The organism is Streptomyces sp. NPDC111516, from assembly GCF_055635345.1.
In genome coordinates this window covers 436,584-461,146 of the sequence record NZ_JBVKBV010000001.1, presented here as the reverse complement: position 1 = coordinate 461,146, position 24,563 = coordinate 436,584, and the positions used below count along the sequence as shown (strand labels likewise).

26 protein-coding genes are annotated in these 24,563 nt (G+C 70.6%); 9 read left to right on the top strand and 17 right to left on the bottom strand.

All coding sequences use genetic code 11. The features are described 5' to 3' along the window. Window positions 1-310 precede the first annotated feature (310 nt). Both glnII and ACZ7L9_RS02140 read right to left on the bottom strand, forming a co-directional pair. Window positions 311-1,354 carry a glutamine synthetase gene (gene glnII, locus ACZ7L9_RS02145; protein WP_471411691.1) on the bottom strand — a complete coding sequence of 348 codons (1,044 nt, stop codon included), beginning with the start codon at window positions 1,352-1,354 and terminating at the stop codon, window positions 311-313. A gap of 94 nt (window positions 1,355-1,448) precedes the next feature. Continuing rightward, the gene (locus tag ACZ7L9_RS02140) at window positions 1,449-1,643 is read right to left on the bottom strand and encodes a hypothetical protein (RefSeq protein ID WP_471411689.1); all 195 of its coding nucleotides are present in this window, start codon (window positions 1,641-1,643) and stop codon (window positions 1,449-1,451) included. 117 nt (window positions 1,644-1,760) lie between these two features. On the opposite strand from ACZ7L9_RS02140, the gene ACZ7L9_RS02135 reads away from it, so the two are divergent. Then, on the top strand, window positions 1,761-2,672 hold the full coding sequence (locus ACZ7L9_RS02135; RefSeq protein WP_471411687.1) for a Gfo/Idh/MocA family protein: 912 nt from the start codon (window positions 1,761-1,763) through the stop codon (window positions 2,670-2,672). Window positions 2,673-2,707: 35 nt separating this feature from the next. On the opposite strand, the gene ACZ7L9_RS02130 is transcribed toward ACZ7L9_RS02135, so the two are convergent. After that, window positions 2,708-3,214: a MarR family winged helix-turn-helix transcriptional regulator gene (locus tag ACZ7L9_RS02130; protein WP_471411685.1), complete on the bottom strand. Its 507-nt coding sequence runs from the start codon at window positions 3,212-3,214 to the stop codon at window positions 2,708-2,710. An 84-nt stretch (window positions 3,215-3,298) separates the two neighbouring features. Between ACZ7L9_RS02130 and ACZ7L9_RS02125 the strand changes: the two genes are divergently transcribed. Continuing rightward, window positions 3,299-4,159 carry an alpha/beta fold hydrolase gene (locus ACZ7L9_RS02125; RefSeq protein WP_471411683.1) on the top strand — a complete coding sequence of 287 codons (861 nt, stop codon included), beginning with the start codon at window positions 3,299-3,301 and terminating at the stop codon, window positions 4,157-4,159. Between the two features lie 51 nt (window positions 4,160-4,210). On the opposite strand, the gene ACZ7L9_RS02120 is transcribed toward ACZ7L9_RS02125, so the two are convergent. Continuing rightward, window positions 4,211-4,570: an arsenate reductase family protein gene (locus ACZ7L9_RS02120; protein ID WP_376472295.1), complete on the bottom strand. Its 360-nt coding sequence runs from the start codon at window positions 4,568-4,570 to the stop codon at window positions 4,211-4,213. A 119-nt stretch (window positions 4,571-4,689) separates the two neighbouring features. On the opposite strand from ACZ7L9_RS02120, the gene ACZ7L9_RS02115 reads away from it, so the two are divergent. Together ACZ7L9_RS02115 and ACZ7L9_RS02110 are read left to right on the top strand one after the other, a co-directional pair. After that, window positions 4,690-4,959 (top strand): hypothetical protein, encoded by a 270-nt coding sequence (locus ACZ7L9_RS02115; protein ID WP_471411681.1) that lies wholly within the window; start codon window positions 4,690-4,692, stop codon window positions 4,957-4,959. A 230-nt stretch (window positions 4,960-5,189) separates the two neighbouring features. After that, window positions 5,190-5,672, top strand: coding sequence for a hypothetical protein (locus ACZ7L9_RS02110; RefSeq protein WP_471411679.1), 483 nt, complete (start codon window positions 5,190-5,192; stop codon window positions 5,670-5,672). A gap of 105 nt (window positions 5,673-5,777) precedes the next feature. Here ACZ7L9_RS02110 and glnA read toward each other — a convergent pair whose 3' ends face one another. After that, window positions 5,778-7,187: a type I glutamate--ammonia ligase gene (gene glnA / locus ACZ7L9_RS02105; RefSeq protein ID WP_471411677.1), complete on the bottom strand. Its 1,410-nt coding sequence runs from the start codon at window positions 7,185-7,187 to the stop codon at window positions 5,778-5,780. A 252-nt stretch (window positions 7,188-7,439) separates the two neighbouring features. On the opposite strand from glnA, the gene ACZ7L9_RS02100 reads away from it, so the two are divergent. Beyond that, window positions 7,440-7,907: an RDD family protein gene (locus tag ACZ7L9_RS02100; RefSeq protein ID WP_471411675.1), complete on the top strand. Its 468-nt coding sequence runs from the start codon at window positions 7,440-7,442 to the stop codon at window positions 7,905-7,907. A gap of 81 nt (window positions 7,908-7,988) precedes the next feature. Here the strand turns inward: ACZ7L9_RS02100 and ACZ7L9_RS02095 are convergent, their stop codons facing one another. From ACZ7L9_RS02095 to lipB, 4 genes are all read right to left on the bottom strand, one after another. Further along, window positions 7,989-8,696 carry a DUF4191 domain-containing protein gene (locus ACZ7L9_RS02095; RefSeq protein WP_471411673.1) on the bottom strand — a complete coding sequence of 236 codons (708 nt, stop codon included), beginning with the start codon at window positions 8,694-8,696 and terminating at the stop codon, window positions 7,989-7,991. Between the two features lie 19 nt (window positions 8,697-8,715). After that, window positions 8,716-8,916: an SCO2195 family GlnR-regulated protein gene (locus ACZ7L9_RS02090; protein WP_471411671.1), complete on the bottom strand. Its 201-nt coding sequence runs from the start codon at window positions 8,914-8,916 to the stop codon at window positions 8,716-8,718. Window positions 8,917-9,245: 329 nt separating this feature from the next. Further along, complete coding sequence (gene lipA, locus ACZ7L9_RS02085; RefSeq protein WP_471411669.1) at window positions 9,246-10,211, bottom strand: lipoyl synthase; 966 nt, start codon at window positions 10,209-10,211, stop codon at window positions 9,246-9,248. Window positions 10,212-10,343: 132 nt separating this feature from the next. Beyond that, window positions 10,344-11,156, bottom strand: coding sequence for a lipoyl(octanoyl) transferase LipB (gene lipB, locus ACZ7L9_RS02080; RefSeq protein WP_471411667.1), 813 nt, complete (start codon window positions 11,154-11,156; stop codon window positions 10,344-10,346). A 263-nt stretch (window positions 11,157-11,419) separates the two neighbouring features. On the opposite strand from lipB, the gene ACZ7L9_RS02075 reads away from it, so the two are divergent. Further along, window positions 11,420-13,189 carry a regulator gene (locus ACZ7L9_RS02075; RefSeq protein ID WP_471411665.1) on the top strand — a complete coding sequence of 590 codons (1,770 nt, stop codon included), beginning with the start codon at window positions 11,420-11,422 and terminating at the stop codon, window positions 13,187-13,189. A 117-nt stretch (window positions 13,190-13,306) separates the two neighbouring features. Here ACZ7L9_RS02075 and ACZ7L9_RS02070 read toward each other — a convergent pair whose 3' ends face one another. From ACZ7L9_RS02070 to ACZ7L9_RS02050, 5 genes are all read right to left on the bottom strand, one after another. Beyond that, complete coding sequence (locus tag ACZ7L9_RS02070; protein ID WP_471411663.1) at window positions 13,307-15,541, bottom strand: alpha-L-fucosidase; 2,235 nt, start codon at window positions 15,539-15,541, stop codon at window positions 13,307-13,309. Between the two features lie 16 nt (window positions 15,542-15,557). Continuing rightward, a complete protein-coding gene (locus ACZ7L9_RS02065) occupies window positions 15,558-17,729 on the bottom strand; it encodes a family 20 glycosylhydrolase (protein WP_471411661.1) in 2,172 nt (723 codons plus the stop codon). Between the two features lie 259 nt (window positions 17,730-17,988). After that, window positions 17,989-19,302: an NAD(P)/FAD-dependent oxidoreductase gene (locus tag ACZ7L9_RS02060; RefSeq protein ID WP_471411659.1), complete on the bottom strand. Its 1,314-nt coding sequence runs from the start codon at window positions 19,300-19,302 to the stop codon at window positions 17,989-17,991. Between the two features lie 170 nt (window positions 19,303-19,472). After that, window positions 19,473-20,372: a TIGR01777 family oxidoreductase gene (locus ACZ7L9_RS02055; RefSeq protein WP_471411657.1), complete on the bottom strand. Its 900-nt coding sequence runs from the start codon at window positions 20,370-20,372 to the stop codon at window positions 19,473-19,475. 61 nt (window positions 20,373-20,433) lie between these two features. Beyond that, the gene (locus tag ACZ7L9_RS02050) at window positions 20,434-20,577 is read right to left on the bottom strand and encodes a hypothetical protein (RefSeq protein WP_471411655.1); all 144 of its coding nucleotides are present in this window, start codon (window positions 20,575-20,577) and stop codon (window positions 20,434-20,436) included. On the opposite strand from ACZ7L9_RS02050, the gene ACZ7L9_RS02045 reads away from it, so the two are divergent. Both ACZ7L9_RS02045 and ACZ7L9_RS02040 read left to right on the top strand, forming a co-directional pair. Then, window positions 20,561-20,692: a hypothetical protein gene (locus tag ACZ7L9_RS02045; protein WP_471411653.1), complete on the top strand. Its 132-nt coding sequence runs from the start codon at window positions 20,561-20,563 to the stop codon at window positions 20,690-20,692. The genes ACZ7L9_RS02050 and ACZ7L9_RS02045 overlap by 17 nt on opposite strands. A 60-nt stretch (window positions 20,693-20,752) precedes the next feature. After that, window positions 20,753-21,280, top strand: a complete 528-nt coding sequence (locus ACZ7L9_RS02040; RefSeq protein WP_471412743.1) for a GNAT family N-acetyltransferase — start codon at window positions 20,753-20,755, stop codon at window positions 21,278-21,280. Window positions 21,281-21,295: 15 nt separating this feature from the next. Here ACZ7L9_RS02040 and ACZ7L9_RS02035 read toward each other — a convergent pair whose 3' ends face one another. Next, window positions 21,296-21,931, bottom strand: coding sequence for a TetR family transcriptional regulator (locus ACZ7L9_RS02035; protein WP_471411651.1), 636 nt, complete (start codon window positions 21,929-21,931; stop codon window positions 21,296-21,298). Window positions 21,932-22,098: 167 nt separating this feature from the next. Between ACZ7L9_RS02035 and ACZ7L9_RS02030 the strand changes: the two genes are divergently transcribed. Then, window positions 22,099-22,869, top strand: a complete 771-nt coding sequence (locus ACZ7L9_RS02030; protein ID WP_471411649.1) for an SDR family NAD(P)-dependent oxidoreductase — start codon at window positions 22,099-22,101, stop codon at window positions 22,867-22,869. 71 nt (window positions 22,870-22,940) lie between these two features. Here ACZ7L9_RS02030 and ACZ7L9_RS02025 read toward each other — a convergent pair whose 3' ends face one another. Then, entirely contained in the window at window positions 22,941-23,462 is a 522-nt protein-coding gene (locus ACZ7L9_RS02025; RefSeq protein ID WP_471412742.1) for a DUF4240 domain-containing protein, read from the bottom strand. 61 nt (window positions 23,463-23,523) lie between these two features. Next, window positions 23,524-24,495, bottom strand: coding sequence for a helix-turn-helix transcriptional regulator (locus tag ACZ7L9_RS02020; protein WP_471411647.1), 972 nt, complete (start codon window positions 24,493-24,495; stop codon window positions 23,524-23,526). Between the last annotated feature and the right edge of the window lie 68 nt (window positions 24,496-24,563).

The window sequence follows — 24,563 nt, the reverse complement described above, 5'->3', positions numbered from 1 at the left end:
GGTGAGCGGCTTTAGAGGGCCTGCGCGTTCAACGCGCGGCAACACACCCGGTCGAAGTCGTGATGCTGACGGGACGGCCAGAACGGTTCGAGGTCGCTGCGACCTGTCGAGGTGTACTGGATGCCGACCATGCCCCCATTGAACCAGAGAACGTGACGGTGCAGCAGGCCTCTCTCACCCGTCGATACGGACCCTCGGCGTTACGTTCCTCACCTGCCCGGGAGGTGGCCCGCGGGGGCGGCGGCGCAGGCGCCGAGGGGGCGCCCACCCGGCCGGGTGGACGCCCCCTCGTGCTGACAGCGGTCGAGGATCAGACCTGGTCGGCCTTCTCCAGCGCGGTGCAGCAGGTGTCGACGATCAGCCGGGTGACGACGTACGGGTCGACGTTGGCGTTCGGGCGACGGTCCTCGATGTAGCCCTTCCGGTCCCGCTCGACCTGCCACGGGATGCGGACCGAGGCGCCGCGGTCGGAGACGCCGTAGCTGTACTCGTTCCACGGGGCGGTCTCGTGCAGCCCGGTCAGACGGTCGTCGATGCCCGCGCCGTAGTTCTTGACGTGTTCCATCGGCTTCGAGCCCTCGCCCAGCGACTCGCACGCGGTGATGATCGCGGCATAGCCCTCAGGTCCTTCGCGCATCGCCTTGGTGGAGAAGTTGGTGTGCGCGCCCGCACCGTTCCAGTCGCCCTTGACCGGCTTCGGGTCGAGGGTCGCGGAGACGTTGAAGTCCTCGGCGGTGCGGTACAGCAGCCAGCGGGCGATCCACAGCTGGTCGGAGACCTCCAGCGGGGACAGCGGGCCGACCTGGAACTCCCACTGGCCGGGCATGACTTCGGCGTTGATGCCGGAGATGCCGAGGCCAGCCTTCAGGCAGTTGTCGAGGTGCTTCTCGACGATGTCGCGGCCGAAGATCTCGTCGGCGCCGACACCGCAGTAGTAGCCGCCCTGCGCGGCCGGGAAGCCGCCCGCGGGGAAGCCGAGCGGGCGGTGGCCGTCGAAGAAGGTGTATTCCTGCTCGATGCCGAAGATCGGCTCCTGGCCGGCGAACCGCTCGGCCAGCGGACGCAGTTCGGCACGGGTGTTGGACTCGTGCGGGGTCATGTCGATGTCGAAGACCTCGCACAGGACGAGGATGTCGTCGCCGCCGCGGATCGGGTCCGGACACGTGAAGACCGGCTTCAGCACCCGGTCGGAGGCACGGCCCGCGGCCTGGTTGGTGCTCGAACCGTCGAAGCCCCAGCTCGGCAGCTCCGTCACATCCTGCGACGGGCTCCCGGCCATGATCTTCGTCTTCGAACGGAGCTTGGCGGTCGGCTCGGTGCCGTCGATCCAGATGTACTCAGCCTTGAACGTCACGGAAGCCATCCTTTGCGGGTGCTGCGGTCCGGTCTCTGCAGCGCAGCTTCGCAAGACGCGATTTCCCTTCCGTTGCCCGAATGTGAACCCCGTGTTACCGAGGATTCCTACGCTGTACGTGGGTTCTGAGCAGGCTCTCGAAACCGGCGGCGCGGATCCGGCGCACCAATTCCTCCTTGCTGGTGCCCAGCGCCTCGGCCGCCCGCGCGAGCCGCCAGCCGGCGTCAAAGAGCCGGTGCAGCAGATGTCCGCGCCTGATCCGGGCCTCGGGCAGCCGGAAGGTCTTCACAGGCAGGTCCCGGAAGTCGTGCCGGAGTCCCGCGGCCGGCACCGGAACGCAGCCAGGAGGCTCACTGGGCGTCGGCTCAATACGGGAGCGGCCCGGTGAACCCGGCAGACTTGGGCCATGACGACACTTCCCCCGACCTCCCTGCGTATCGGCCTCGTCGGTGCGGGCCCCTGGGCCCGGAACACCCAGGCCCCGGCCCTCGCCGCTCACCCCGGCGTCGCACTGAGCGGCGTGTGGGGCCGCCGTCCCGAGGCCGCGAACGCGCTGGCCGCCGCTCACGGCACCACGGCGTACACCGGCGAGGCAGGCATTGACGAGCTCTTCGCGGCCAGCGACGCGATCGCGTTCGCGGTGCCGCCGGACGTCCAGGCGCCGCTCGCCGCCCGCGCCGCCGCCACCGGCCGTCATCTGCTGCTGGACAAGCCGGTCGCGACCACCGTGGCGGCAGCCTGTGAGGTCGCCCGGGCCGCGGAGCAGACGGGGGCCGCGTCCATCGTCTTCTGCACCCTGCGCTTCGCGGCCGAGACATCCGCCTGGATCGCCGAACAGGCCGCCGTGGACGGCTGGTTCACCGCTCGCGCGGAGTGGATCGGGGCGCTGTTCGCCCCCGGCGCGACCAGCGAGTACGCCGCCTCGCCCTGGCGCCGGGAGAAGGGCGGCCTGTGGGACGTCGGCCCGCACGTCCTGTCGGTCCTGATCCCGGTACTGGGCGACGTCACACAACTGACCGCGGCCCACGGCCCGTCCGACACCGTCCACCTGATCCTCCGCCACACCTCCGGCGCCTCCAGCACGGTGACGCTCGCACTGGGCGCCCCGGTCGGGGCGGTCGGTACGGAGATCGAGCTCAGGGGCGAAGAAGGAACCGCCGCACTGCCGCGGTGGAGCGACGCGGTCGGCTCCTTCCGGGCAGCGGTGGACGCACTGATCGACTCGGTACGCACGGGTGAGCCGCACGACTGCGACGTGCGGTTCGGCCTGCGCATGACGGAGCTGCTGGCCGAGGCGGAGAAGCAGGCGGCGGAGTAGCGGGAGCGGTGCATGGGGCGGCGGCGCGCGTGTCCCTACGCACGAGGGACTGATCCATCCGTTCCGGCCGCCCCGTCAGTACCCCGCCCGGACGGGGGAGGTGGTGCGACGGCCCGGTGAGCGGTGTGCAGGAAGCGTCGGACCGCGGCCGTCTCGCTCTCGTCGAATGTGCGCAGCACTGCCACCGTGTCGTCGATCAGCGGCCCGAAGAAGGACCGGCCCAGCTCCACGGCACGGGGCGTCACGCTCAGCAGGACCCTTCGCCGGTCCCGCGGGTCACGGGCGCGGTCGAGGTGGCCCAGACGTTCCAGGCGGTCGATGAGCGATGTGGTGCCCGCGGAGTTGAGTCCGAGCTGTGCGCCGAGCCACCCTGCCGTCGCGTCCGTGCCGGCCCGTCCGGCGTCCAGCAGGCAGATCAGGGCCCGCACATCGGTGGGGTGCATGCCGTGCCGGTTGGCGAACTCGGCCTGACGCAGTCCGAATTCGACCGTCACCTTGCGCAGTAGATGGACGATCTCCAGCTCGGGTCCCTGGCCGGTCACCGAGTCGCCTCCTTACTCCGATCACCTTCATTATCTCGCCGAGCGAGATAATATCGACGTGGTATCCGATCGGGGAGGCATCCCATGACCACCACTACGTCATTCCTCGCCGCGTACGACGAGGTCCTGGCGGCCAAGTGGCCGACGGGCACCCGCAGCACCCAGGTGCCCACCCCGTACGGCACCACCCACGTCAACAGTTACGGCTCCGAGGGTGCCCCGCCCCTGGTGCTGCTGGCCGGCGGTGGTTGTACCTCCACTGTCTGGTACGCCCAGGCCGCCCATCTGGGCCGTACCCATCGCGTCCATGCCGTCGACCTCGTCGGTGACCCGGGCCGCAGCGTCGCGGGCAAGCGCCCGATCCGTACGGTGGAGGACCTGACGACATGGCTCGACGCGGTGCTGGTCGGCCTGAACGCCGACGGGAGCGCACTGTGCGGGCACTCGTACGGGGCCTGGATCGCCCTCCACCATGCGCTGCACGCGCCGCCCCACCGCGTCCGGAAACTGATCCTCCTCGACCCGACCCAGTGCTTCGCCGGCTTCCGCCCCGGCTACCTGCTGCACGCGCTGCCGATGCTGCTCCGCCCCGGTGCGAAACGGACACGTGCCTTCCTGGACTGGGAGACGGGCCATGCCGAGCTCGACCCGGCGTGGCTGGAACTGCGCTGCGCGGCAGTCGGCTTCCCGTCCGCCCGCCCCGTCACCGGACCCCGCCCCGCACCCGGGGCCCTGGGCGGACTGGACGTGCCGACCCTGATCCTGCTCGCCGAACGCAGCCGGGCCCACGACGCGGCCCGCGTCGCCGCCGCCGCGGCCCGGCTGCTCCCGCACGCGCGGACGGCGACGATTCCTGGCGCGACACACCACACGCTGCCGCTGCACGAGCCGACGGTCACCGAACTGAACAGCAGGATGGAGGACTTCCTGACGGCCGAGAGCTAGTGCCCCTCCCGGCACTAGCGATGACCCGGCCGCTCCCGCCCCGCGGCGTGTTCAGCGCTTCATGGCGTCCCGTACGGCCTCGTCCGTGCGCGCCACGACTGCGGTCCCGTCGTCGGCCGTGATGATCGGCCGCTGGATCAGCTTCGGATGCCCGGCGAGCGCCGAGATCCACCGCTCCCGTGAACCGGCTTCGCGCGGCCACTCCTTGAGCCCGAGCTCCTTCGCCTCCGCCTCCTGCGTCCGCGTGATGTCCCACGGCTCCAGCCCGAGCCGGTCGAGCACCGCCCGGATCTCGTCCGGCGACGGCACGTCCTCCAGATAGCGGCGAACGGTGTATTCGGCACCCTCCGCGTCGAGCAGCTCCACCGCGCCGCGGCACTTGGAACAGGCGGGATTGATCCAGATCTCCATGGGCCAACGGTACGGGATGGACGTCCCGAAAGCCCCGCCGGCCAGCGACGATTGTCAGTGGTGGGCCGTAAAATAGAGGGAGTTCGTGAGGGTTCCACGACCGTGCCAGGAGGTTGCCCATGGCCGTTGCCGCAGTCACGACCGAGCCGCTCCACAAGCCCCTGCGGAAGAAGCCGCTCCCCGCGGGCCGGCCCCGCGAGTGGTACGTCACCCACAACCGCCGCCTGAAGGCCATGCGCCTGGCGATCGCCCTGCTCGACACGGGCGTCTACTACCCGTCGACCGCGACCAACGACAAGATACGCACGATCGCCGAGCGCATCGGTATCCATCCGCCGTCCGACACGACCTGCCGCATGGTCCGCGCCCTGATCCGGTACGGCCGCTGACCGTCACCTGCCAATGACCCGAAGCCTGTGCCGCGCGCACAGGCTTCGGGTGCGTGCGTGTACATACGCCTGCTCCGAACCCGCTGCACGTGGCAGTGGCAAAGGCCCCGGACGCCGAGGCCCGGCCGCACCGCCCCGGCCCGTCACCCGTCCGGCGTACACGGCATGCGGCGCCACCCGCAGCCGCTTTGACTGGGGCGACGAGTGACCGGCAAGTGCTGGGAGGCACGATGACGAGGAAAGCTGCGCGAGGACGGTACGCCGCACTGCTGACGGCGGCCGTGCTGCCGATGGCCGCCGCCTGTTCCGGCGGCGGCAACCCCTCAAGCACGGCGTCCGAGGCCGGGTCCGCCGCGGCATCGGTGGCGTCCAGGGGTGCGGAGGTGGTGGCCTCGGCGACGGCCGCCGCGGGCGAGAAGATCAAGAACTTCAAGAACGGCGTGAACGCCAAGAACGACGTCAAGCTGTCCGCGTCGGCCACCGACCACGAAGGCCGCGCCACCGCGAAGGTCACCGTGACGAACAGCACCGACTCGAAGAAGTCGTACATCGTGCAGGTCAACTTCCGTGACCCGCAAGGCAATCTGCTCGACACGGTGGTGGTGACGGTCGACGACGTCGGCGCCGGGGCGGCCAAGGAAGCCGCGGCCCGAAGCAACCGCAAACTGTCGGGCCGGACCAAGGCCGAGGTGGGAACGGCTCTGCGGCACTGACCGGGGGAGCGGAGCGCCGATGGCAGTGAGGGCCGCTCCCTCAGGGGAACGGCCCTCACTGCCGCGTGTACGGCCCGTACATCGGACAACCGGGCCGGGCGAGGCCTACAGGTCGAAGTACAGCTCGAACTCGTGCGGGTGCGGGCGCAGCTGGATCGGGGCGATCTCGTTGGTGCGCTTGTAGTCGATCCACGTCTCGATCAGGTCGGACGTGAAGACGCCGCCGGCCTGCAGGTACTCGTTGTCCGCCTCCAGCGCATCCAGGACGGCCGGGAGGGAGGTCGGGACCTGCTGGACGGTCGCGTGCTCCTCGGGAGCCAACTCGTACAGGTCCTTGTCGATCGGCTCGGCGGGCTCGATCTTGTTCTTGATGCCGTCGAGGCCCGCCATCAGCAGAGCGGAGAAGGCGAGGTACGGGTTGGACGACGGGTCCGGGGCGCGGAACTCGACGCGCTTGGCCTTCGGGTTGGAGCCCGTGATCGGGATACGCATCGCGGCGGAACGGTTGCGCTGCGAGTACACCATGTTGACCGGGGCCTCGAAGCCGGGGACCAGGCGGTGGTACGAGTTCACCGTCGGGTTGGTGAAGGCCAGCAGCGACGGGGCGTGCTTGAGGATGCCGCCGATGTAGTAGCGGGCGGTGTCCGAGAGGCCCGCGTAGCCCTGCTCGTCGTAGAACAGCGGGTCGCCGCCGGCCCACAGGGACTGGTGGACGTGCATGCCCGAGCCGTTGTCGCCGAAGATCGGCTTCGGCATGAACGTCGCGGTCTTGTTGTTGCGCCAGGCGACGTTCTTCACGATGTACTTGAAGAGCATCAGGTCGTCGGCCGCGGCGAGCAGCGTGTTGAACTTGTAGTTGATCTCCGCCTGGCCGGCGGTGCCGACCTCGTGGTGCTGGCGCTCGATCTGGAGCCCGCTCTTCTCCAGCTCCAGGGACATCTCGGCACGCAGGTCGGCGAAGTGGTCGACCGGGGGGACCGGGAAGTAGCCGCCCTTGTAGCGGACCTTGTACCCACGGTTGTCCTCGAGTGCACCGGTGTTCCAGGCACCGGCCTCCGAGTCGATGTGGTAGAAGCTCTCGTTCGACGACGTCTGGAAGCGGACGCTGTCGAAGACGTAGAACTCTGCCTCGGGACCGAAGTACGCGGTGTCGGCGATGCCGGTGGACGTGAGGTACGCCTCGGCCTTCTTGGCCACGTTCCGCGGGTCACGGCTGTACTGCTCGCCGGTGATCGGGTCGTGGATGAAGAAGTTGATGTTGACGGTCTTGTCGCGGCGGAACGGGTCGACACGGGCGGTCGACAGGTCCGCGCGCAGCGCCATGTCGGACTCGTGGATGGCCTGGAAACCGCGGATCGACGAGCCGTCGAAGGCAAGCTCGTCGGCCGGGTCGAAGGTCGCGGCCGGCACTGTGACGTGCTGCATCACACCGGGCAGGTCACAGAACCGGACATCGATGAACTTGACGTCTTCGTCAGCGATGAACTTCTTCGCGTCGTCGGCGTTCTGGAACATCCAATTCCTCCTACTCCCGGCCCGGGAGGGACGGGGTTGCAGCTCGTGGTGCGGCCAGTGCGGTGGCACACGCTGCCGACCTTAGGCAGGCCGGATTTCTCAAGCATGACCCATTTGTTTCGCAGAAGTTAACCGAGCCGAGCATGCGCGGCACGTCGAGGCCGGTTCTGGTCCCTCGTCCGGGCCGCTCGGGAGCCCGCAGCGCCCCCCCCGCCCGGCGGGCAGCGGGGCACCGCGCAGTACCGTGTTCGGGTGGACACCAGGCAAGCAATCGGATCGTGGCTCTCGGGGCCGCGTGCGGCCGCCGAGGAGATGGGGGCCGATGTCGGCCACCGGGGCAAGCGGCTCGGTCTGCCCGAGCACGGGCCGGGATCCGTGGCGCCGTTCGGGCGGCGCCTCGGCGCGCTCTTCATCGACTGGGCCCTGTGCATGCTGATCGCATACGGGCTGTTCGCTCGCGGTGACCAGCAGTCGGCGGGAAACTGGGCGCTCGGCGTCTTTCTCGTGCTGAGCGTGCTCACCGTCGGGACCATCGGCTGCACGCCCGGCAAGCGCGTCCTGGGCATCCGGGTCGTCGCCGAGAGCGGCGGCCGGCTCACGTTCGGGCGGGCGATCGTCCGGAGCGTGCTGCTGTGCCTGGCGATCCCGGCCCTGGTCTGGGACCGCGACGGCCGCGGCCTGCACGACCGGCTGGCCCGCGCGGTCCAGGTCCGCATCTGAGCGAGGCCGGAACGACGAAGAGGGCGGGTCGCGAACCGGTTCGGTTCGCGACCCGCCCTCTTCACGCGTCCAGCGGAAGCGTCAGCGCATCTTTCCGCCGCGTGGCATCCGCATGCCCTTCGGCATCGGACCCTTGGGCAGCGGCATGTTGCTCATCAGGTCACCCATCGCGCGCAGCCGGTCGTTGGCGGCCGTCACCTGCGGGCCGGTCAGGATGCGCGGCAGCTTCAGCATTTTCGTGCGCACCTTCTTGAGCGGCACCTGGCCCTCGTCGTTGCCGACGATGATGTCGTGCACCGGTACGTCGACCAGGATGCGCGCCATCTTCTTCTTCTCGGCCGCGAGCAGCACCTTCACCCGGTTCGGGTTGCCCTCGCCGACCAGCACGATGCCCGCCTTGCCCACGGCACGGTGGACGACGTCCTGGCTGCGGTTCATCGCGATCGCGGGTGTCGTGGTCCAGCCCCGGCCCACCCGGTCCAGCACCGCCGCCGCAGCGCCCGGCTGTCCCTCCATCTGCCCGAAGGCCGCGCGCTCGGCTCGCCGTCCGAAGACGATCGCCATCGCGAGGAGGCCCAGCACGAAGCCCAGGATGCCCAGATAGATCGGGTGGCCGGTCAGGAAACCGACCGCGAGAAGGACACCGAAGGTGACGATTCCCACACCCGCGACGACAAGACCGATCTTGGAGTCGGTCCGCCTGGTCATCTTGTAGGTCAGGGCGATCTGCTTGAGCCGCCCCGCGTTCTCGGCGCTGTCCGCGCCTTCAGTGTTTGCCTTCCTCGCCATGTACGGAAGTTTACGTGGCCTAGGAACGCTGGTCGGCCGCGGCCTCCAGTACGTACTCGGCCTCGACCCGGTCCTTGGCCCGGCGCCGGTCCTCCAGGACGGCCGTCCAGGCATTGCGGCGGGCTGTGCGCTGGCCGCTGCTCAGCAGCAGCGACTCGACGGCACGGAGGGCATCGGTGACGGAAGGGATGGCGGTGGCGCGTACCGGCACGGCCTGCATCGTGGAAATCTCCTCGGAGCGGATGTGCGGACTGAGTTGCGTGGACTCAGCTGCCCGGGCCGATCTGCCCGGGACTGCGTTGCGCGAAGTGGGTGGCGTGCGCTGGGTGCGGGAAGCAGGGTTGCAGCGGCCCGCAGAGCCACTGCTCCGTATGTACCCAGCGTCATTGCTCGGTGTTACCAGCGCATGACCGGTCGGTCAAACACCAATGAAACCTTGATATGGGCTGAGCGCACGCCGACGCGGCCCATACGCGCCCCCGACCTGCGGGGAGCGTATGGGCCGCTTCGAATGAGCTATTACCGCTCGGTAGCTTCTTGTGCTCGGATTCACACGGCGGGTGTCGCCGCGACGGCGTCGCGCCGCTCGATCGCCTGCTGGAAAAGGCGGCCCGCGCGGTACGAGGAACGGACCAGCGGCCCGGACATCACGCCGGAGTAGCCGATCTCGTCGGCCTCCTCCTTCAGTTCCACGAACTCGTGCGGCTTCACCCAGCGCTCGACCGGGTGGTGGCGTACGGACGGCCGCAGGTACTGCGTGATCGTGATGAGCTCGCAACCCGCGTCGTACAGATCCTGGAGCGCCTCGCTGACCTCCTCGCGGGTCTCGCCCATGCCGAGGATCAGATTGGACTTGGTCACCAGACCGGCCTCGCGGGCCCGCGTGATGACCTCCAGGGAACGCTCGTAACGGAAACCGGGGCGGATCCGCTTGAAGATCCGCGGCACCGTCTCGACGTTGTGCGCGAGCACCTCGGGGCGCGAGGAGAAGACCTCGGCGAGCTGCTCGGGCACCGCGTTGAAGTCGGGGATCAGCAGCTCGACCTTGGTGCGGCCGGCCGCCCGCTCCGCGGTGAGCGCGTGGATCTGGCGGACGGTCTCGGCGTACAGCCAGGCACCGCCGTCCTCCAGGTCGTCGCGCGCGACGCCCGTGATGGTGGCGTAGTTCAGGTCCATCGTGACGACGGACTCGCCGACCCTGCGGGGCTCGTCCCGGTCCAGCGCCTGCGGCTTGCCCGTGTCGATCTGGCAGAAGTCACAGCGCCGGGTGCACTGGTCGCCCCCGATGAGGAACGTGGCCTCGCGGTCCTCCCAGCACTCGAAGATGTTGGGGCAGCCGGCCTCCTGGCACACCGTGTGCAGGCCCTCGCTCTTCACGAGCTTCTGCAGCTGGTTGTACTCGGGGCCCATCTTCGCCCGGGTCTTGATCCACTCGGGCTTGCGCTCGATGGGGGTCTGGCTGTTCCGGACCTCGAGGCGCAGCATCTTGCGCCCGTCGGGTGCGACAGCGGACACTCCGGCACTCCCCTTTGCTTTCACTGCATTGGATTCTTCGGCGAACACCAGGGTACGCCCGTGGTTCAAACGGCTTTACGTCTGGCCAACCTGTGGCCGGCAGGGCCTATTCCCCGCCGGATGTCCAGGCTGTCATGCCGTGGCCACGGTATCCGCCGGGCGCTCGATGGTGCGCGGGGCGAGCTCCGCGTTCTCCAGGACGTCCCGGAGGTGCTTCTCGACGACCGGGAGCACGTCCGCGATTGCGATGTCGCGACCCAGCTCGTACGCGAGCGACGTGACGCCCGCGTCCCGGATGCCGCACGGCACGATGCGGTCGAACCAGGTGTTGTCCGGGTTCACATTGAGCGCGAAGCCGTGCATGGTCACGCCCTTGGCCACCCGGATGCCGATCGCGGCCAGCTTGCGGTCCTCGCGGCGCTGGCCGGCGTTGGACGGGGCGTACTCGGGGCCGTTCAGCCGAGGGTCGAACTCCTCGTCCTGCAGCCGCGGGTCGAAGTCGAGGGAGAGGCCGCCGATCGCCGGGCGGTCCTCGACCGGGTCGCCGAGCACCCAGACCCCGCTGCGGCCCTCGACCCGGGAGGTCTCCAGACCGAACTCGGCGGCGGTGCGGATCAGCGCGTCCTCCAGCCGGCGGACGTGCGCGACGACATCCACCGGCCTGGGCAGCTTCTGGATCGGGTAGCCGACCAGCTGTCCGGGGCCGTGCCAGGTGATCTTGCCGCCGCGGTCCACATCGACGACCGGGGTGCCGTCCAGCGGGCGCTCACTGTCGGTCGTGCGCCGCCCGGCCGTGTAGACGGGCGGGTGTTCCAGCAGCAGGCACGTGTCCGGGACGGCGTCCTCGAATCTGGCCGCGTGCACCTCGCGCTGCTTCTGCCAGGCCTCCTGGTAGTCGACGGCTTCCTCGCCGAATCCCAGCCGGACGAACCGAAGCTCGGTCACGACAGATGCCTCCCTACTCGAGGTGCCGGGAGCCGGGGGTGCCCGGAGCCACGCCACCATGCACTGAATCACGCCCCGGCCACTGTACGACCGGGCCCCGGGCAGCGGCCGAGCAGGTCGAACCCGTCAGCGCCACCCTCAATCCTCACACGATCGGATGAAAGTGAAGCGAAGGCGGCTGACGTTGCGCCAGAGGCCGCTAAATTCGCGCCGTTCCATTAGGGCTGCCCGCCCGGCCCCGAAGGCAGGAGACCGTACAGCTGATGTCGGAACGACCTCCGCAGCGCACCCCCAACCGCCGACTCGCCTCGCTCATCTCCGAGGCCGGCTTCTCGAATGCCGGACTCGCCCGCAGAGTGGACCAACTCGGCCTGGAACACGGCCTCGACCTGCGGTACGACAAGACCTCCGTGACCCGCTGGCTGCGCGGCCAGCAGCCGCGCGGGACGACCCCCGCGCTGATCGCCGAGGTCTTCACCCGGCGGCTCGGGCGCCGCCTCTCCGCGCAGGACCTGGGCCTCGACGCGTGCGCCCCCGTCTACGCGGGCCTGGAGTTCGCGGCCACGCCCGCCGAGGCGATCGACATCGTCAGTGGGCTCTGGCGGAAGGACTCGGGCAGCCATGCGGAGCTCCGCAAGATCGCCTTCACCCCGGCCGGGCTCGTCGTCCCCAGCCGGGACTGGCTGATCGGCCGAGCCGATGAGTGGGTGGGACGGGGGAGCGAGTCCTCGTCACCGGTGCCGGGCGGGGTTGCTGGGGCCGGTGGTGCCCATGCGGTGGGTGGTGCTCGTGCGGCTGGTGGGCTCGGCAGGTCCGTCGGGGCTGCTGGGGCCACGGGGGCCATTGATGTCGGTGGTGTGGGGCGGGCCGGTGGGGCACGTGGGATCGGAGCGCAGGGGTTACCCGGCTCACACGGTGCGCACCGGCCCGGGGGCAGTGCGCACAGCGGTACGGGGGCGGCCGGCGCCGGCGGCTGCAGCGGGGCGCGTGGGCCCGCTCCGTCCCGGCCTTCCGGACCGTCCGCACCCCCCGGATCCCCCACACCCCCGAACGCTCCCGCGGCCCCGGGAACAGGGCAGGCAGGCGCGCCCGGCGTCCCGCGGCAGCGGCAGTACGACCGCGGCTCCGGCCAGCGGGTCGGCGTCGGAGACGTCGCCGCCCTGCGCTCGGTCGGTGAGCTCTTCCGCACCCTCGACAACGCCTACGGCGGCGGCCACGCCCGGCAGGCCCTCGTCCGGTATCTGGAGCACGAGGCGGAACCGATGCTGCGCGGGACGTACGGGGAGGCCACCGGGCGCCGGCTGTTCTCCGCCGCGGCCGAGCTGACCCGGCTGGCGGGCTGGACCTCGTACGACATCGCGGCCCACGGCCTGGCCCAGCGGTACTTCGTCCAGGCGCTGCGGCTCGCCCAGGCCGCCGGGGACCGCGCGTTCGGTGCTTACGTCCTGGTCACCATGAGCCGGCAGGCGGTCTACCTCGGGCACGGCAGGGAAGCCGTGCAGCTGACCCGCGTCGCCCAGCAGGGCATCGGTTCGTCGGCGCCGCCCGTCGTCCAGGCCCTGCTGCACGCCGTCGAGGCACGCGGGCACGGGGTGCTCGGCGAGGCCAGGCCCTGCACCGCCTCGCTGGCACGGGCGGAACGCGCGCTGGAGACCGCGCGTCCCGGGGACGAGGTGCCGCCCTGGGGGCGGTACTTCGACGAGGCCCAGCTCGCCGACGAGTTCGGCCACTGCCACCGGGATCTGCAGCAGTACAAGGCCGCGGCACAGCACGCGGAGCGCTCCCTCCAGCTGCGCGCCCCTGCTTACGCCCGCAGCAGGCTGTTCTGCCGGGTGGTGCTGGCCTCCGCGCGGCTCGGGCTCGGTGAGCTCGACCAGGCGTGCCTGCTCGGCGCGGAGGCCGCCCAGCAGGCGGCCGAGATGCGGTCGGTGCGGGCGACGGAGTACGTACGGGACTTCGAGCGCCGCCTTGAGCCGTACCGGGACGCGGCCGCGGTACGCGGATACCGGGACCGGGTCGCGGCCCTCGGGTGATCCCTCCCGCGGGATCACGGATGACTCTTCCGCGTGACTCCTGCGCGCGACGGAACGGGGGGTGGCCCGGACCGGGAGCGATCGGTCCGGGCCACCACCCGTTTCGGCAGGGCTCTCTCAGTGCCCGCGCACCTCGACCTCCGCCAGCGACAGCGGGTTGGTGCCGGAGGTCAGCTGCACGCGGACGTACCTGCCGGAGGTGCCCGCCGGGAGCTGCACGGTGGACGGCCGTCCGGCCTGGCCGGTGACATGCACCGCCGTCACACCGGGTGCGGTCCGTGCCTCGTCGAGTCCGTCGGCCGTGATCGGGGTGTCCGAGGTCAGGACCCAGAAGTCCTTCAGCCGGTCGGAGCAGCAGTCGGTGCGGTTCCAGATGTCGACTGCGGACAGTGACTTCGAGGCGCCCAGGTCGACCTGCCACCACGCCTGCGACGAGGGCTCGGCGGTGTGGGTCACCGAGCCCGCCCCGAAGGAGCCGTCGGTGTTCCCGTCGACGGCGCGGGAGGCAGGGGCGTCCCACGCGGTGCTCTTCTGGGTGGCAGGCTTGTTCCGGGCGAGGTTCTCCGGGGCCACCTTGACCTTGACCGTCGTGGTGGTGGTGAGAGGGCCGTGGCGCAGGGTGATGTCCAGTGTGTACGTACCGGGGGCCGCGGAAGCGGGCGGCGTCACGGTGAACGGGACCTTCGCGTCCGCGCCCGGCGACAGCGGGTGCACGCGGGTGGCCGCCGGGGTGACGGTCCAGCCCTCGGGTCCGGACAGCCCGATCCCGGTCCCGGGTGCGCGCGTGCGGGCGGTGTTGGTGAGGGTCAGGGTGCCGTCGGCGGCGCGTCCGGGGTTGAGCTCCTTCGGCAGTTCGGTCCTCGTGCGGACGAGGGTGTGCACGCCCGGGGTGGTGACCTTGAAGACGTACGCGCTCGTGCTCCTGGTGGCCGACGCCCCGTCCTTCGGCGTCTCGACGATCACGCGGCCTGCGGAGTCCTTGTGCCAGGGCAGTGCGCTGCCGTCCGAACCGAGCAGCGTGATACGGGAGTCGGCGGTGACTGGCGTGTCGGCGCCGAGGGTGAGTTCGGTGCCGGGCCACTCCAGCGCGGTCGCGTACAGCGTGCCGTCCTTCACCGTGTAGCGGATCTTGTCGTCGCTGGACGGCTCCTCGGCATGGTGCCAGTAGGTCGTCCCGTAGATCGCCTCGCCGTTGATCTTCAGCCAGGCGCCGATGTCGAGCAGCCGCTGCTGCTGGATCTCGGGGATGGTGCCGTCGGCGCGCGGGCCGATGTCGAGCAGCAGGTTGCCGTTCTTGCTGACGATGTCGGTGAGCGAGTCGATCAGCTGGTCGGAGGTGAGGTGGTCCTCCTCGGGCTCGTTCTGGTTGTAGCCGTAGGAGTGCGCGATGCCCCGGCTCGCCTCCCACTTGTTCGGGTCGATGTCCGGCTTGACCGTGTACTCGGGGGTCTGGAAGTCGAGTTCCTTGCTGTCCAGCGCACCGGTCTCGATCTTGCAGCGGTTGGCGACCGCGACTTCCTTCGGGTGCGCACGGTTCTTCGCGCGGTTGTAGTAGTCGGCGATGACGGGCGCGGTCTTCCAGTACGACGCGGGTTTGTCCCACTGCCCGTCGCACCAGATGATGTCGGGATCGTACTGATCGACCAGCTCGTTCATTTGCGGGACCATGTAGTCGCCGACGTAGTCCTTGACCGACGGGGCGCCGGTGTACGGGACTTCGGCGCCGGTGTACGGGTTGCGGACCGGGCTGCCGGTGTACGACGGGTTGTACCACTCGTACAACGAGTAGTAGAAGCCCGCCTTCAGCCGGCCGCCCTCGGTGTCCTTGCGCGCCGCCTTGAACAGGTCGCCCGCAAGGTCGCGCTTCGGGCCGAGGTCCACGGTGTCGCGGCCGCTGACCTTGCTGTCGAACAGTGCGACGCCTTCGTGGTGCTTGGAGGTCAGCACGAAGTATTTGGCACCGGCGTCCTTGAACAGCTTCACCCAGGCGTCCGGGTCGTACTTCTCGGCCTTCCACCGGCCGATGAAGTCGTCGTAGTTCGCGGCCGTGCCGTAGGTGTCCTTCTGGTGGGTGTTGGTGGCGCTGCCCTTGCTGTTCATGTAGTTCCAGTACCACTCGGCGTAGCTGCCGCGCGGGCCCCAGGCGGGCACCGAATAGGCGCCCCAGTGGATGAAGATGCCGAACTTGTCGTCGTTGAACCACGTCGGCGTGGGGTGGCTGTTGAGGGACTCCACCGTCGGCTCGTAGTCCTTCGACGGGGGTTCGGGCGCGGCGGAGGCCGGGGTGGTCAGGAGGCCGGCGAGGGCCGCCAGGGCCGTCGCTCCGACAAGTCTGGTGCGGGTGCGGGTCACTGCGGGTTCCTTCCGGTCAGCGGTCGTAGTGCGCGTAGTCGGCCCGGACCTGTTCGGGGCTCAACGCCTCGTCCCAGGTGGTGACTTCGTCGAGATCTCCGCGCAGCCCGGCCTTCTCGGTGCCGATCGAACGCAGCGGGAGCGGGATGGAGGCGTCGACCGTGCCGACGCGCTCGCCGTTCGCGTACAGGGTGGTGCGGCCCGGCTCGGTGACCCAGGTCAGCTGGACCCACTGGTTCAGCGGCAGGGTGTAGTCGAAGCTGTGGTCGGCCGCGCCGTAGCGTGTGAAGCCGACCTTGCCGGTGCCCCACTGCTGGAGTTTGAGCGCGCCGGCCTTCGAACCGAGCAGTACTTGGTCACTGGTCCTGCCGGTCGTCCTGACCCAGCCGGAGACGGTCCACGGTTCGGCCAGGTCGAGGCCGCCGAAGCCCACCCCGTCGCGGTCGCTGTCGAAGCGCCAGGCCTGGCCGCTCACCCCGTCCGGGACCGGAGTGGGGTTGTTGATGATGTACGAGGTCCCCGGCAGGTTCCCCGCGGTGTCCTCGGCGAAGATCGTGTTGCCGGGGCTGCCGGCCCACGTCCAGCCGCTCGGGTAGGAGGCCTGGTCGAAGGTCCAGTGGTGGCTCGGCCGGCCGTCGTCGACCCGGGGTGTCACCGGGTCGGGCCGCAGGCCGGGCGGGTCGCCGAGCCGGGCGACCAGTGTCCGGAAGTCCTGCACGGTGTCCGGGGTGGCGGAGGCGTTCCAGGAGCGGTCCGCCATGATCGCGCGGCCGGTGGCCATCTGCTGCTCGAAGTAGCCGTCGTCGGCCCAGAAGTTGTAGTCGGCCCAGTTCATCAGACCGGATCCGAGGAGATCCGGTGCGGTGCTGGGCACCCAGGAGTCGTACATCCACGCCTCGTCCGGGTACAAGTGGTGATAGTTGTTCGGCGTGTCGTAGAACGGGCCGATGGCGATCTCGTCGTGGCCGGGGATGACGGGCTCGGTGCCGGTCCCCTCCCAGGTCAGGAACACCACGGGCGCGTGGACCTGCTGCTGGGGTGCGGCGAGGTGCTCGGAGCCGTTGTAGATCGCGGTGCGCTTGCCGTGCGCGGCCACGACGTCGTCGAGGGTGTTGATGTAGCCGTTCAGCAGGTCACCGAGGGTGCTGGTGTCCGGATCGGCGGCGAGATAGTTCTTGACGCGGGGGCAGTTGGCGAGCTGACCGGGCAACTCGTCGGCGCCGATGCTGAACAGTGGGGCGTCGAACCAGCCGGCGAACTCGTCGACGATCCGGCGGGTCGTCGCGACCGCCTTCTCGCTGGTGAGGTCGACCATCCAGTTCGGCGTGAGGTGCGAGTGGGTGTGTGCCTGGGTGCACGGTTCGGGGCCGTCACCGAAGCCGATTCCGAAGGCGTCGGTGATCACGGTGGCGTGTCCGGGCACGTCGATTCCGGGCATCACCTGCACGTGATAGCGGGCGGCGACGCGCTTCAGCCGCTCGATGTCGGAGCGGTCGTAGCTGTGCGCGGGGTCCGCGAGTCCCGGGAACTCCGGGCTGAAGAGGCGGAAGCCCTCGGAGTCGGAGAACTGCAGGAACAGGGTGTTGAGCTTCTGGTCGGCCATCCGGCGGACCAGCTTCTCCAGGTACTCCGGCTGCCAGTACTTGCGGCCCGCGTCGAGCATGGTCATCCGGACCGGCTGGGCGGGACGGTCGGTGGAGACGGCTTTCGGCACGGTGAGGTGATCGGGGGCGGTGCGCAGCAGCTGCAGGAGCGTGCGCGTCCCGTAGAACAGGCCGTGGGTGGAGGCGGCTTCGATGCGGACGGCATCCGTGCTTTCGAACCGGTAGCCCTCCGCGCCCAGTGCCCCGTGCTCGGTGAGCGTCAGCACGATGTCGCCGGCCCGCGCGTGCCGGATGTCGCTGCTGATGGCCGGAGTGACCCCGCTGACCTGGGCCACCTCCGTGCGCAGCTGCTTGGCCAGGTCCTGCACGGACTGCCGTGCGGGGCCCGGGAGTTCGGCCCGTCCGGCGGGGAGCGCGGTCGTGGACCGGGACCGGGGGTCCACCAGGATGCGGGTCTTCGCCGACAGTTCTGTGTGACCGCCCTGATCGGTCCACCGGATCGGTCTGGGGACAACGGGCGGCCCTGGGGCGGCCGTTGCGGCGCTTGTGCTCGATGCGGGTTCGTCCGGAGGCTCGTTCGCCACCGCGACGGGAGTGATAGATCCGATGACTAGAGCTATAAGGAGCGGCAGAACGGGCACGGCTCGGCGCACTACGGTCTCCTGGAGTCGGGTTCCGCCAGGACCGTAGCGGTAGATGTGTCCTGCGACAAGGGTGTTTGCGGGAGTGGTGTGGACCACTCTCCAAAACAGGAGGTGGGGTGAGAGATCCGATCTGTAAAGGGTGTTGGGGGTTAGGGTCGGCGGGACCGGGCAGGATGTGCGCGGGCGAGCTGAGCTCCTCTCAGGCCGCTTCGCGCAGCTCCGCCTCCAGGTGACCGGGCCGGATGCCCAGATCGCCGAGGATGGCGTGCGCCGCGCGACGGCCCGAGAACAGGGCACCCTGCACCGTGCTCGTGTCCCGGTGGTCGCCGCACACGTACAGTCCGGCGAGCAGCCTGACCGGGCGGCGCAGATCGTGCGGCGGCGGCATGGCGGGGACCGCCTCCGGGTCGTGGTGGGCGGCCAGCAGTTCCCAGTCGTCCGTGGGGGTGCCGTACAACGCGGCGAGATGGGTGCGGACCGACCTGTCGAGATCGGGCGGCGGGGAGCCGAGCACCGTCGACGTGATCAGGGTCCGGCCGTGCGGGGCACGTGAGGGGTCGACCTCGCTCATCACGCAGGTGTGGGCGACCGGGCCCGAGCGGTCGGCGTCCAGCAGCAGCGAGGCGCCGGTCGGCGGGGGAGCTGGGGCGGTGTGGTGCAGGACCGTCACCGGATGGAAGGGCGGCACCCGCAGACCGGGGAGCAGCTCGGCGGCGGCGCTCGCGCCGGTGGCCAGCAGCAGGGAACGGCAGCCCAGTTCACCGTGTTCCTTGGTGCGTACGGAGGTGATGTCGGCGGCGGTGACATGGACGCCGGTCCGCACGGTGCCGGGCGGCAGGGCCGCCGCCAGCAGCTCGGGCAGTGTGGCCGAGCCGCCGGACGGTACGCACAGCCGGCCGCGCGCGTAGCTGCGCAGGGCGAGATCGGCGCACCGGCTCGATGTGGTGAGCCCGGGGTCACTGAGCAGCGCGGTGAGCAGCGGGCGCAGGAAGCCATTGACCGTACGGGAGGGCAGGCCGCGGGTGGACAGGGTGGCGAGCGCGGTCCGCTCCGGCCGCGCCAGTACGCGGGCGGCCGGGGTGGTCGCGAGCCGGGCGAGAGCAGCGCCGAGCCTGGCCTGGTCGAGCGGCCCGCCCATTGGCTGGCGGGGGGCGCTCGCCAGGGCGCGCGCCGCCTTGAATGCGCCCCGCGCGCTCCGTACCTGGCGTGCATCGCCGGTCCGGTACTGGCGGCCCTCGCTGTGGACGAGGACCCCGGGAGCGAAGTTCCGCAGCACAAGCCCTTCCAGGCCGGGTGCGGTGCGCAGTTCCGGATGCGAGGTGCTGAGGAGCGGGCCGATGTGGTCGAGCCGGAACCCGTCCACCTCCTCGGTGGTCATCCGGCCGCCGACACGTGGACCGGCCTCCAGGACGCTGACGCTGACCCCTGCACTGGTCAATAGATGGGCTGCTGACAGGCCGGCGATCCCGGCGCCGATGATGACGACGTCCGCGTGGTGTGTCGTGCTGAGCATGTGCCCCTCCCCGAGTCGGCGCGACTGCTGGGAGGCTCTTGCCCCCAACAGGCCCCCGGAATGCCCGAGTTCGCCACGAGGCTAGGAGCGGTCCGATGCGGGTACAGTCGCGCGCGGCCCGGGGCACCGTTGCACGGGGTCGCACATCCGTGTGATTCGACCGTTGGTCGTCAGCGCAGCGCCGAGCGAATGGCGCCGTCGATGCCGGGGAAGGCGAAGGTGAATCCCGAGTCCAGCAGCCGTGCGGGCAGTACCCGTTGGCTGCTCAGCACGTCCTCCGCGAAGTCCCCCAGGGCGACCCGGAGCGCGGGCGCCGGGACGGTGAACAGCGTCGGGCGGTGCAGCACGCGCCCCATCGCGGCCGTCACCTCGCCATTGGTGACGGGGTCGGGGCCGGTCAGGTTCACCGGTCCGGACAGCGAATCCGTGTCGAGGAGGTGTCGCAGGGCGGCGATGTGGTCGTGCAGCGCGATGAAGCTCCAGTACTGGCGCCCGTTGCCGATCCGCCCGCCGAGCCCCGCCCGGAACAGGGGGAACAGCCGTCCCCAGGCCCCGCCCTCCCGGGCGACGACCAGACCTGTGCGCGCGTACACCGTCCGGATGCCTGCAGCCTCCGCCGGAGCCGCGGCTGCCTCCCAGTCCACACAGACGGACGGTAGGAAGCCCTCGCCGGCCGGGGCGCTCTCGTCGACCGCGCGGTCCCCGGTGTCGCCGTAGTAGCCGATGGCGGACCCGCACAGCAGCATCTTCGGCGGTACGTCGAGGGAGGCCACCGCCTCGGCGATCGCCGCCGTGCCCAGCACCCGGCTGTCCCGGATCTCCCGCTTGTACTCCTCTGTCCAGCGATGGTCGCCGACCCCGGCGCCGGCGAGATGGACGACGGCGTCGCAGCCGACCAGGCCCGCCCCGTCGACGTAACCGCGCTTCGGGCCCCACTCGACCTCGTCCCCGGCGCGCGCCGGGTGCCGCACGAGGCGCACCACCTCGTGTCCGTCGGCCCGCAGCGAGCGCACCAGCGCGGCTCCGATGAGTCCGGTGGATCCGGTGACAGCGATACGGGAGTACACCATGGCCCCATCCTGCCGCAGCGGCGTACAGGGCGCCTCGCCCATATCACTCGTCACGCCCGAATCACTCGAACAGCAGTTGCAGGGCGACATCCCGGTAATGGCGCACATGCCGCAGGGCGCAGACCGCCGCCGCCTCGCTGCCCGCCGCGGTGATGGCGGACGTCAGCGGCCGGCCGCAGGTGCTGCTGATGCTGGAGCGCTTCATCGAGTACGTCTCCAGGCACGAGGGCGTCAGCTTCTGCACCCTGGAGGACGCCGCCGACGACTTCCGCCGCCGGTTCCCGTTCGAGTCGGCCGAACGCCCCGCCGATATGCGCTGAGACGAAAAACCGTGCTGACCGGGCAAGGTGCGGCATGGCACAGTGGCACGCATGCCTGATATGCATCCGCACCCGGTCAGCCCCGTCAGTCCCGTCCGCCCCGCGGCCCTCGCCGACGAAGCCGCTCTCGGCGAACTCGACCGCTCCACGTGGTCCACGCTGCACGCGGTCATGCCGAAGCCGCAGCCGCCGTACGCGCCGTTCTTCGACGACCGCCACAGGCCCGAGGAATTTCTCGTCGCCGAGGCGGAGAACGCGGCAGGGGCGGTGTCCATCGCCGGGTACGTCAGGCTGGTCCTGCCGACCCCGCTGGCCTCCAACTCCCATGTCCGGCAGATACGGGGCCTCGCCGTGGCCGACTGGGCGCGCGGCCGCGGAGTCGCCAGGACCCTGCTGCGGGCCGCGTTCGCGGCCGCGCGGGGCGACGGGGCGAACCGGATCACGCTGCGGGTGCTCGGGCACAACGCACCCGCGCGGGCCCTCTACGAGTCGGAGGGGTTCGTCGTCGAGGGCGTGCAGCCCGGGGAGTTCTTCCTGGGCGGGAGTTACGTCGACGACGTCATGATGGGCCGCTCGCTCGCCCCCTGACCGTTCGGATCCCGCTCAGCCCTTGAACAGCCGCATGCCGCCCATGAGTTCGTGCAGACAGCGCACCGCCAGATCGGCGGGTGAGCCGGGCCCGCTCGTGGGCGCGTCGGTCTCCGCCCAGGCCTCCAGCGCTACGCGTACCGCGTCCGTGGCGGCCGCCGCGGCGAGCCGGACCTCCAGCGGGTCCGCCCCCTCGCCGGCCAGCCGGGTCAGCACCGGCAGCAGCCGTTCCTCCGAATCCTGATTGACCCGGTACCAGACGGCACGCAGTGCCGGGTCCGCCGCCGCCGCCCGCAGCAGCCCGCGCGTCCAGCCGAGCTGCTCGGCGGCGTCCGCGCCCGGCACCCGGAGTGCCTCGGTGACCGCCCTCTCCAGGACCCCGGCGAGCGCGGCCCCCGGCTCGGCCGCTTCGAGCAGCGCCCGCCAGCGCTCGGCGCCGCCGGAGAGCAGCGGGCCCACCGCGTCCTGCTTGGAGCGGAAGTACCGGTAGAAGGTGCGCAGCGCGACGCCCGCCCGGCGGGCGATGTCCTCCGCCGTGGTGCCCTCGGGCCCGCGCTCGGCGAAGAGCGCGGCGGCGGCGCGCGCGATGTCCAGCTGGGTCGCGGCCTTACGGCGTTCGGTGAGGGACGGCTGACTCGGCTTGGGGCTCATTCCCAGGAGATTACCCCGGCAGGGGAAGGGTGTGCGCAAAATGACGTCATGGCAAATCGTGCCACTTAGGCGTACGGTGGACACCGGTCGAGACGGGATCGAGAACCTTCGGGAGAGCTTCGAGAACGTTTCGGGACAGCAGTCACCGGGATCGGGAGAGAACAGAAATGAACCGTTACGAAGGCCGTCGCGCACTCATCACCGGTGGTGGCTCCGGCATCGGACAGGCCACCGTCCACCGCCTCCTCGCCGAGGGCGGCCACGTCGTCGCGGCCGATGTCAACGAGGACGGGCTGAAGGCCACCTACGGGACCGCCGTGGCGAACGGCACCGCCGAGCGCCTCACCACCCTCGTCCTCGACATCTCGGACGAGTCCGCGGTCCGGGCGGGCGTCGCCTCCGCCGTGGCCACCCTCGGCGGCCTCGACGTGCTGGTCAACGCGGCCGGAATCCTGCGCTCCGAGCACACGCACAAGACGACGCTGGAGTTCTTCAACAAGATCCTCGCGGTCAACCTCACGGGTACGTTCCTGATGATCCGCGAGGCGATACCGGCCCTGCTGGCGGGCGACAAGCCCGCCGTCGTGAACTTCTCTTCCACCTCGGCGAGCTTCGCGCACCCCTACATGGCGGCGTACGCGGCGAGCAAGGGCGGCATCCAGTCGATGACGCACGCGCTGGCGAGCGAGTACAGCAAGCAGGGGCTGCGGTTCGCCGCCGTCGCGCCCGGCTCCATCTCCTCCGACATGACCAGCGGCAACGGCCCCGGGCTGCCCGCCGATGCCGACATGTCGCTCTTCGCGAAGCTGTCCCCGGCGCTCGGCGAGGGCTTCGCCAGCCCGGACACCGTCGCGGGCGTCGTCGCGATGCTCGGATCACAGGACGGGGCGTTCATCACGGGTACGGAGATCCGGATCGACGGCGGAACGCACTTCTGACGCGGCGACAGAACCCGCTTCCGCCGTGACGGCGTGACCGTGTGACGGCGTGACGGCAGGGCCCGGCGGGTTCAGTCGGACCCGAACCGCTCCCAGAGCGCGGGGAAGCGTTCCGCCAGGACCCCTTCGTCCTCGAGGCTGAACGGGGTGCCCGCCGGCTCGGCGGTCTGGGGCGGCAGGCCGAGGTCCGGGGTGACCACGCCGGTGAGCTGTTCGTACGCCTCGTCGGCGGCGTAGCCGAGATCCTCGGCCTCCCCGTCGGCCTCCGCGTCGAAGTCGTCGAGGAGATCGGCGAGGGCGTCCGGATCGTGCAGCGCACCCTCGAAGACCTCCCGGCCCTGCCCGATCAGCCAGCAGCGGAAGAAATCGAAGGCGTCGTCGCTCGCGCCGCCCAGCAGCACGGCGGCGGCGCCCCACAGATCCCAGCGGTACGCGCGGTTGTAACGGGCCTCGAAGTGCCTGGCGAAATCCAGCACGGCGTCGGGATCGAGCCGCACCAGCCGTTCGACGAGCAGATCGGCCTGGTCCTCGGGGTCGCCCTCGGCGGCCTCGCGGGTGCTGTCGACGATCTCCCAGAACTCCGTCTCGTCCATCACGGCTCAAGCATCGGCCTTGTCGGCAGGCGATGCACGCGGACGCGGCGAAAAGGACCCCTCAGCCATAGAGGTCGCGCAGACGTTCGGCGGCCGCGGCGAACCGGGCCCGCAGAGCGGCCGGTTCAAGGACTTCCAACTCCGGCCCCAGGGCGAGCAGTTGGCTGTACGCGATATCGAGGGACTCGACCGGCAGAGTGACCGTGAGCCACCCTCGCGTATCGGCCGGTCCCGCCGCGTCCAGCGCGTCGTGGACCGCCGAACGGTCCAGCGTGTACGGCAGTCGGCGTACCCCCTCCTCCGACACCCGTACCGTCACCTCGGTACGCAGGAGCGAGCGGGCGAACTGCGCGGCCCGCTCGTCCCAGAACACCGGCAGATCGAACCGCTCGTCGCGCGCGAACCGCTCGTCCGACACCGTGACGGCCGAGAACCGGTCGATCCGGTACACCCGGAAGTCCTCCGCCACCCGGGCGCAGAGATACCAGACCCCGGCCTTCAGGACGAGCCCGTACGGGGCCAGTTCCCGCTCCACCTCGTCGTCCCGGCCGCTGCGGCGGTAGCGGGCGTGGACGATCCGGTCGTCCCAGACCGCCTCCGCGACGGTGGGCAGCAGCTCGGGAGTGACCGGTTCCTGGTACCAGCCGGGAGCGTCCAGGTGGAAGCGCCGGGCGGCACTTGCCGAGGCGTCCCGCAGGGACGGGAGCAGCGCCGCCGACACCTTGAGCCGGGCCGCGGACGCGGCGTCCTCCAGACCCATCTCGCGCAGGGCGGACGGCAGCCCGAGGAGGAAGAGCGCCTCGGCCTCGCTGCGGGCGAGCCCCGTGAGGCGCGTACGGTACCCGCCGACCAGCCGGTAGCCCCCGGCCCGGCCCCGGTCCGCGTACACCGGGACACCCGCCTCGGAGAGCGCCTGGGCGTCCCGGGTGACGGTCCGCTCGGACACCTCCAGCTCCTGGGCGAGCTCGGCGGCGGTCATGGCGGTACGGGACTGCAGCAGCAGCACCATTTTGATGAGACGGGCAGCACGCATGCGGCCATTGTGGCCGCATGCGCGCTGCCCTCGATCGCGGGCCGGGAGCGATTCCCGGCCCGCGCACC

Coding starts and splice junctions, on each gene's coding strand:
- ACZ7L9_RS02135 (WP_471411687.1), top strand. CDS start 1,761: ATGACGACACTTCCCCCGACCTCCCTGCGTATCGGCCTCGTCGGTGCG.
- ACZ7L9_RS02125 (WP_471411683.1), top strand. CDS start 3,299: ATGACCACCACTACGTCATTCCTCGCCGCGTACGACGAGGTCCTGGCG.
- ACZ7L9_RS02120 (WP_376472295.1), bottom strand. CDS start 4,570: ATGGAGATCTGGATCAATCCCGCCTGTTCCAAGTGCCGCGGCGCGGTG.
- ACZ7L9_RS02115 (WP_471411681.1), top strand. CDS start 4,690: ATGGCCGTTGCCGCAGTCACGACCGAGCCGCTCCACAAGCCCCTGCGG.
- ACZ7L9_RS02110 (WP_471411679.1), top strand. CDS start 5,190: ATGACGAGGAAAGCTGCGCGAGGACGGTACGCCGCACTGCTGACGGCG.
- glnA (WP_471411677.1), bottom strand. CDS start 7,187: ATGTTCCAGAACGCCGACGACGCGAAGAAGTTCATCGCTGACGAAGAC.
- ACZ7L9_RS02095 (WP_471411673.1), bottom strand. CDS start 8,696: ATGGCGAGGAAGGCAAACACTGAAGGCGCGGACAGCGCCGAGAACGCG.
- ACZ7L9_RS02090 (WP_471411671.1), bottom strand. CDS start 8,916: ATGCAGGCCGTGCCGGTACGCGCCACCGCCATCCCTTCCGTCACCGAT.
- ACZ7L9_RS02075 (WP_471411665.1), top strand. CDS start 11,420: ATGTCGGAACGACCTCCGCAGCGCACCCCCAACCGCCGACTCGCCTCG.
- ACZ7L9_RS02060 (WP_471411659.1), bottom strand. CDS start 19,302: ATGCTCAGCACGACACACCACGCGGACGTCGTCATCATCGGCGCCGGG.
- ACZ7L9_RS02055 (WP_471411657.1), bottom strand. CDS start 20,372: ATGGTGTACTCCCGTATCGCTGTCACCGGATCCACCGGACTCATCGGA.
- ACZ7L9_RS02045 (WP_471411653.1), top strand. CDS start 20,561: ATGCTGGAGCGCTTCATCGAGTACGTCTCCAGGCACGAGGGCGTCAGC.
- ACZ7L9_RS02050 (WP_471411655.1), bottom strand. CDS start 20,577: ATGAAGCGCTCCAGCATCAGCAGCACCTGCGGCCGGCCGCTGACGTCC.
- ACZ7L9_RS02040 (WP_471412743.1), top strand. CDS start 20,753: ATGCATCCGCACCCGGTCAGCCCCGTCAGTCCCGTCCGCCCCGCGGCC.
- ACZ7L9_RS02035 (WP_471411651.1), bottom strand. CDS start 21,931: ATGAGCCCCAAGCCGAGTCAGCCGTCCCTCACCGAACGCCGTAAGGCC.
- ACZ7L9_RS02030 (WP_471411649.1), top strand. CDS start 22,099: ATGAACCGTTACGAAGGCCGTCGCGCACTCATCACCGGTGGTGGCTCC.
- ACZ7L9_RS02025 (WP_471412742.1), bottom strand. CDS start 23,462: ATGGACGAGACGGAGTTCTGGGAGATCGTCGACAGCACCCGCGAGGCC.
- ACZ7L9_RS02020 (WP_471411647.1), bottom strand. CDS start 24,495: ATGCGTGCTGCCCGTCTCATCAAAATGGTGCTGCTGCTGCAGTCCCGT.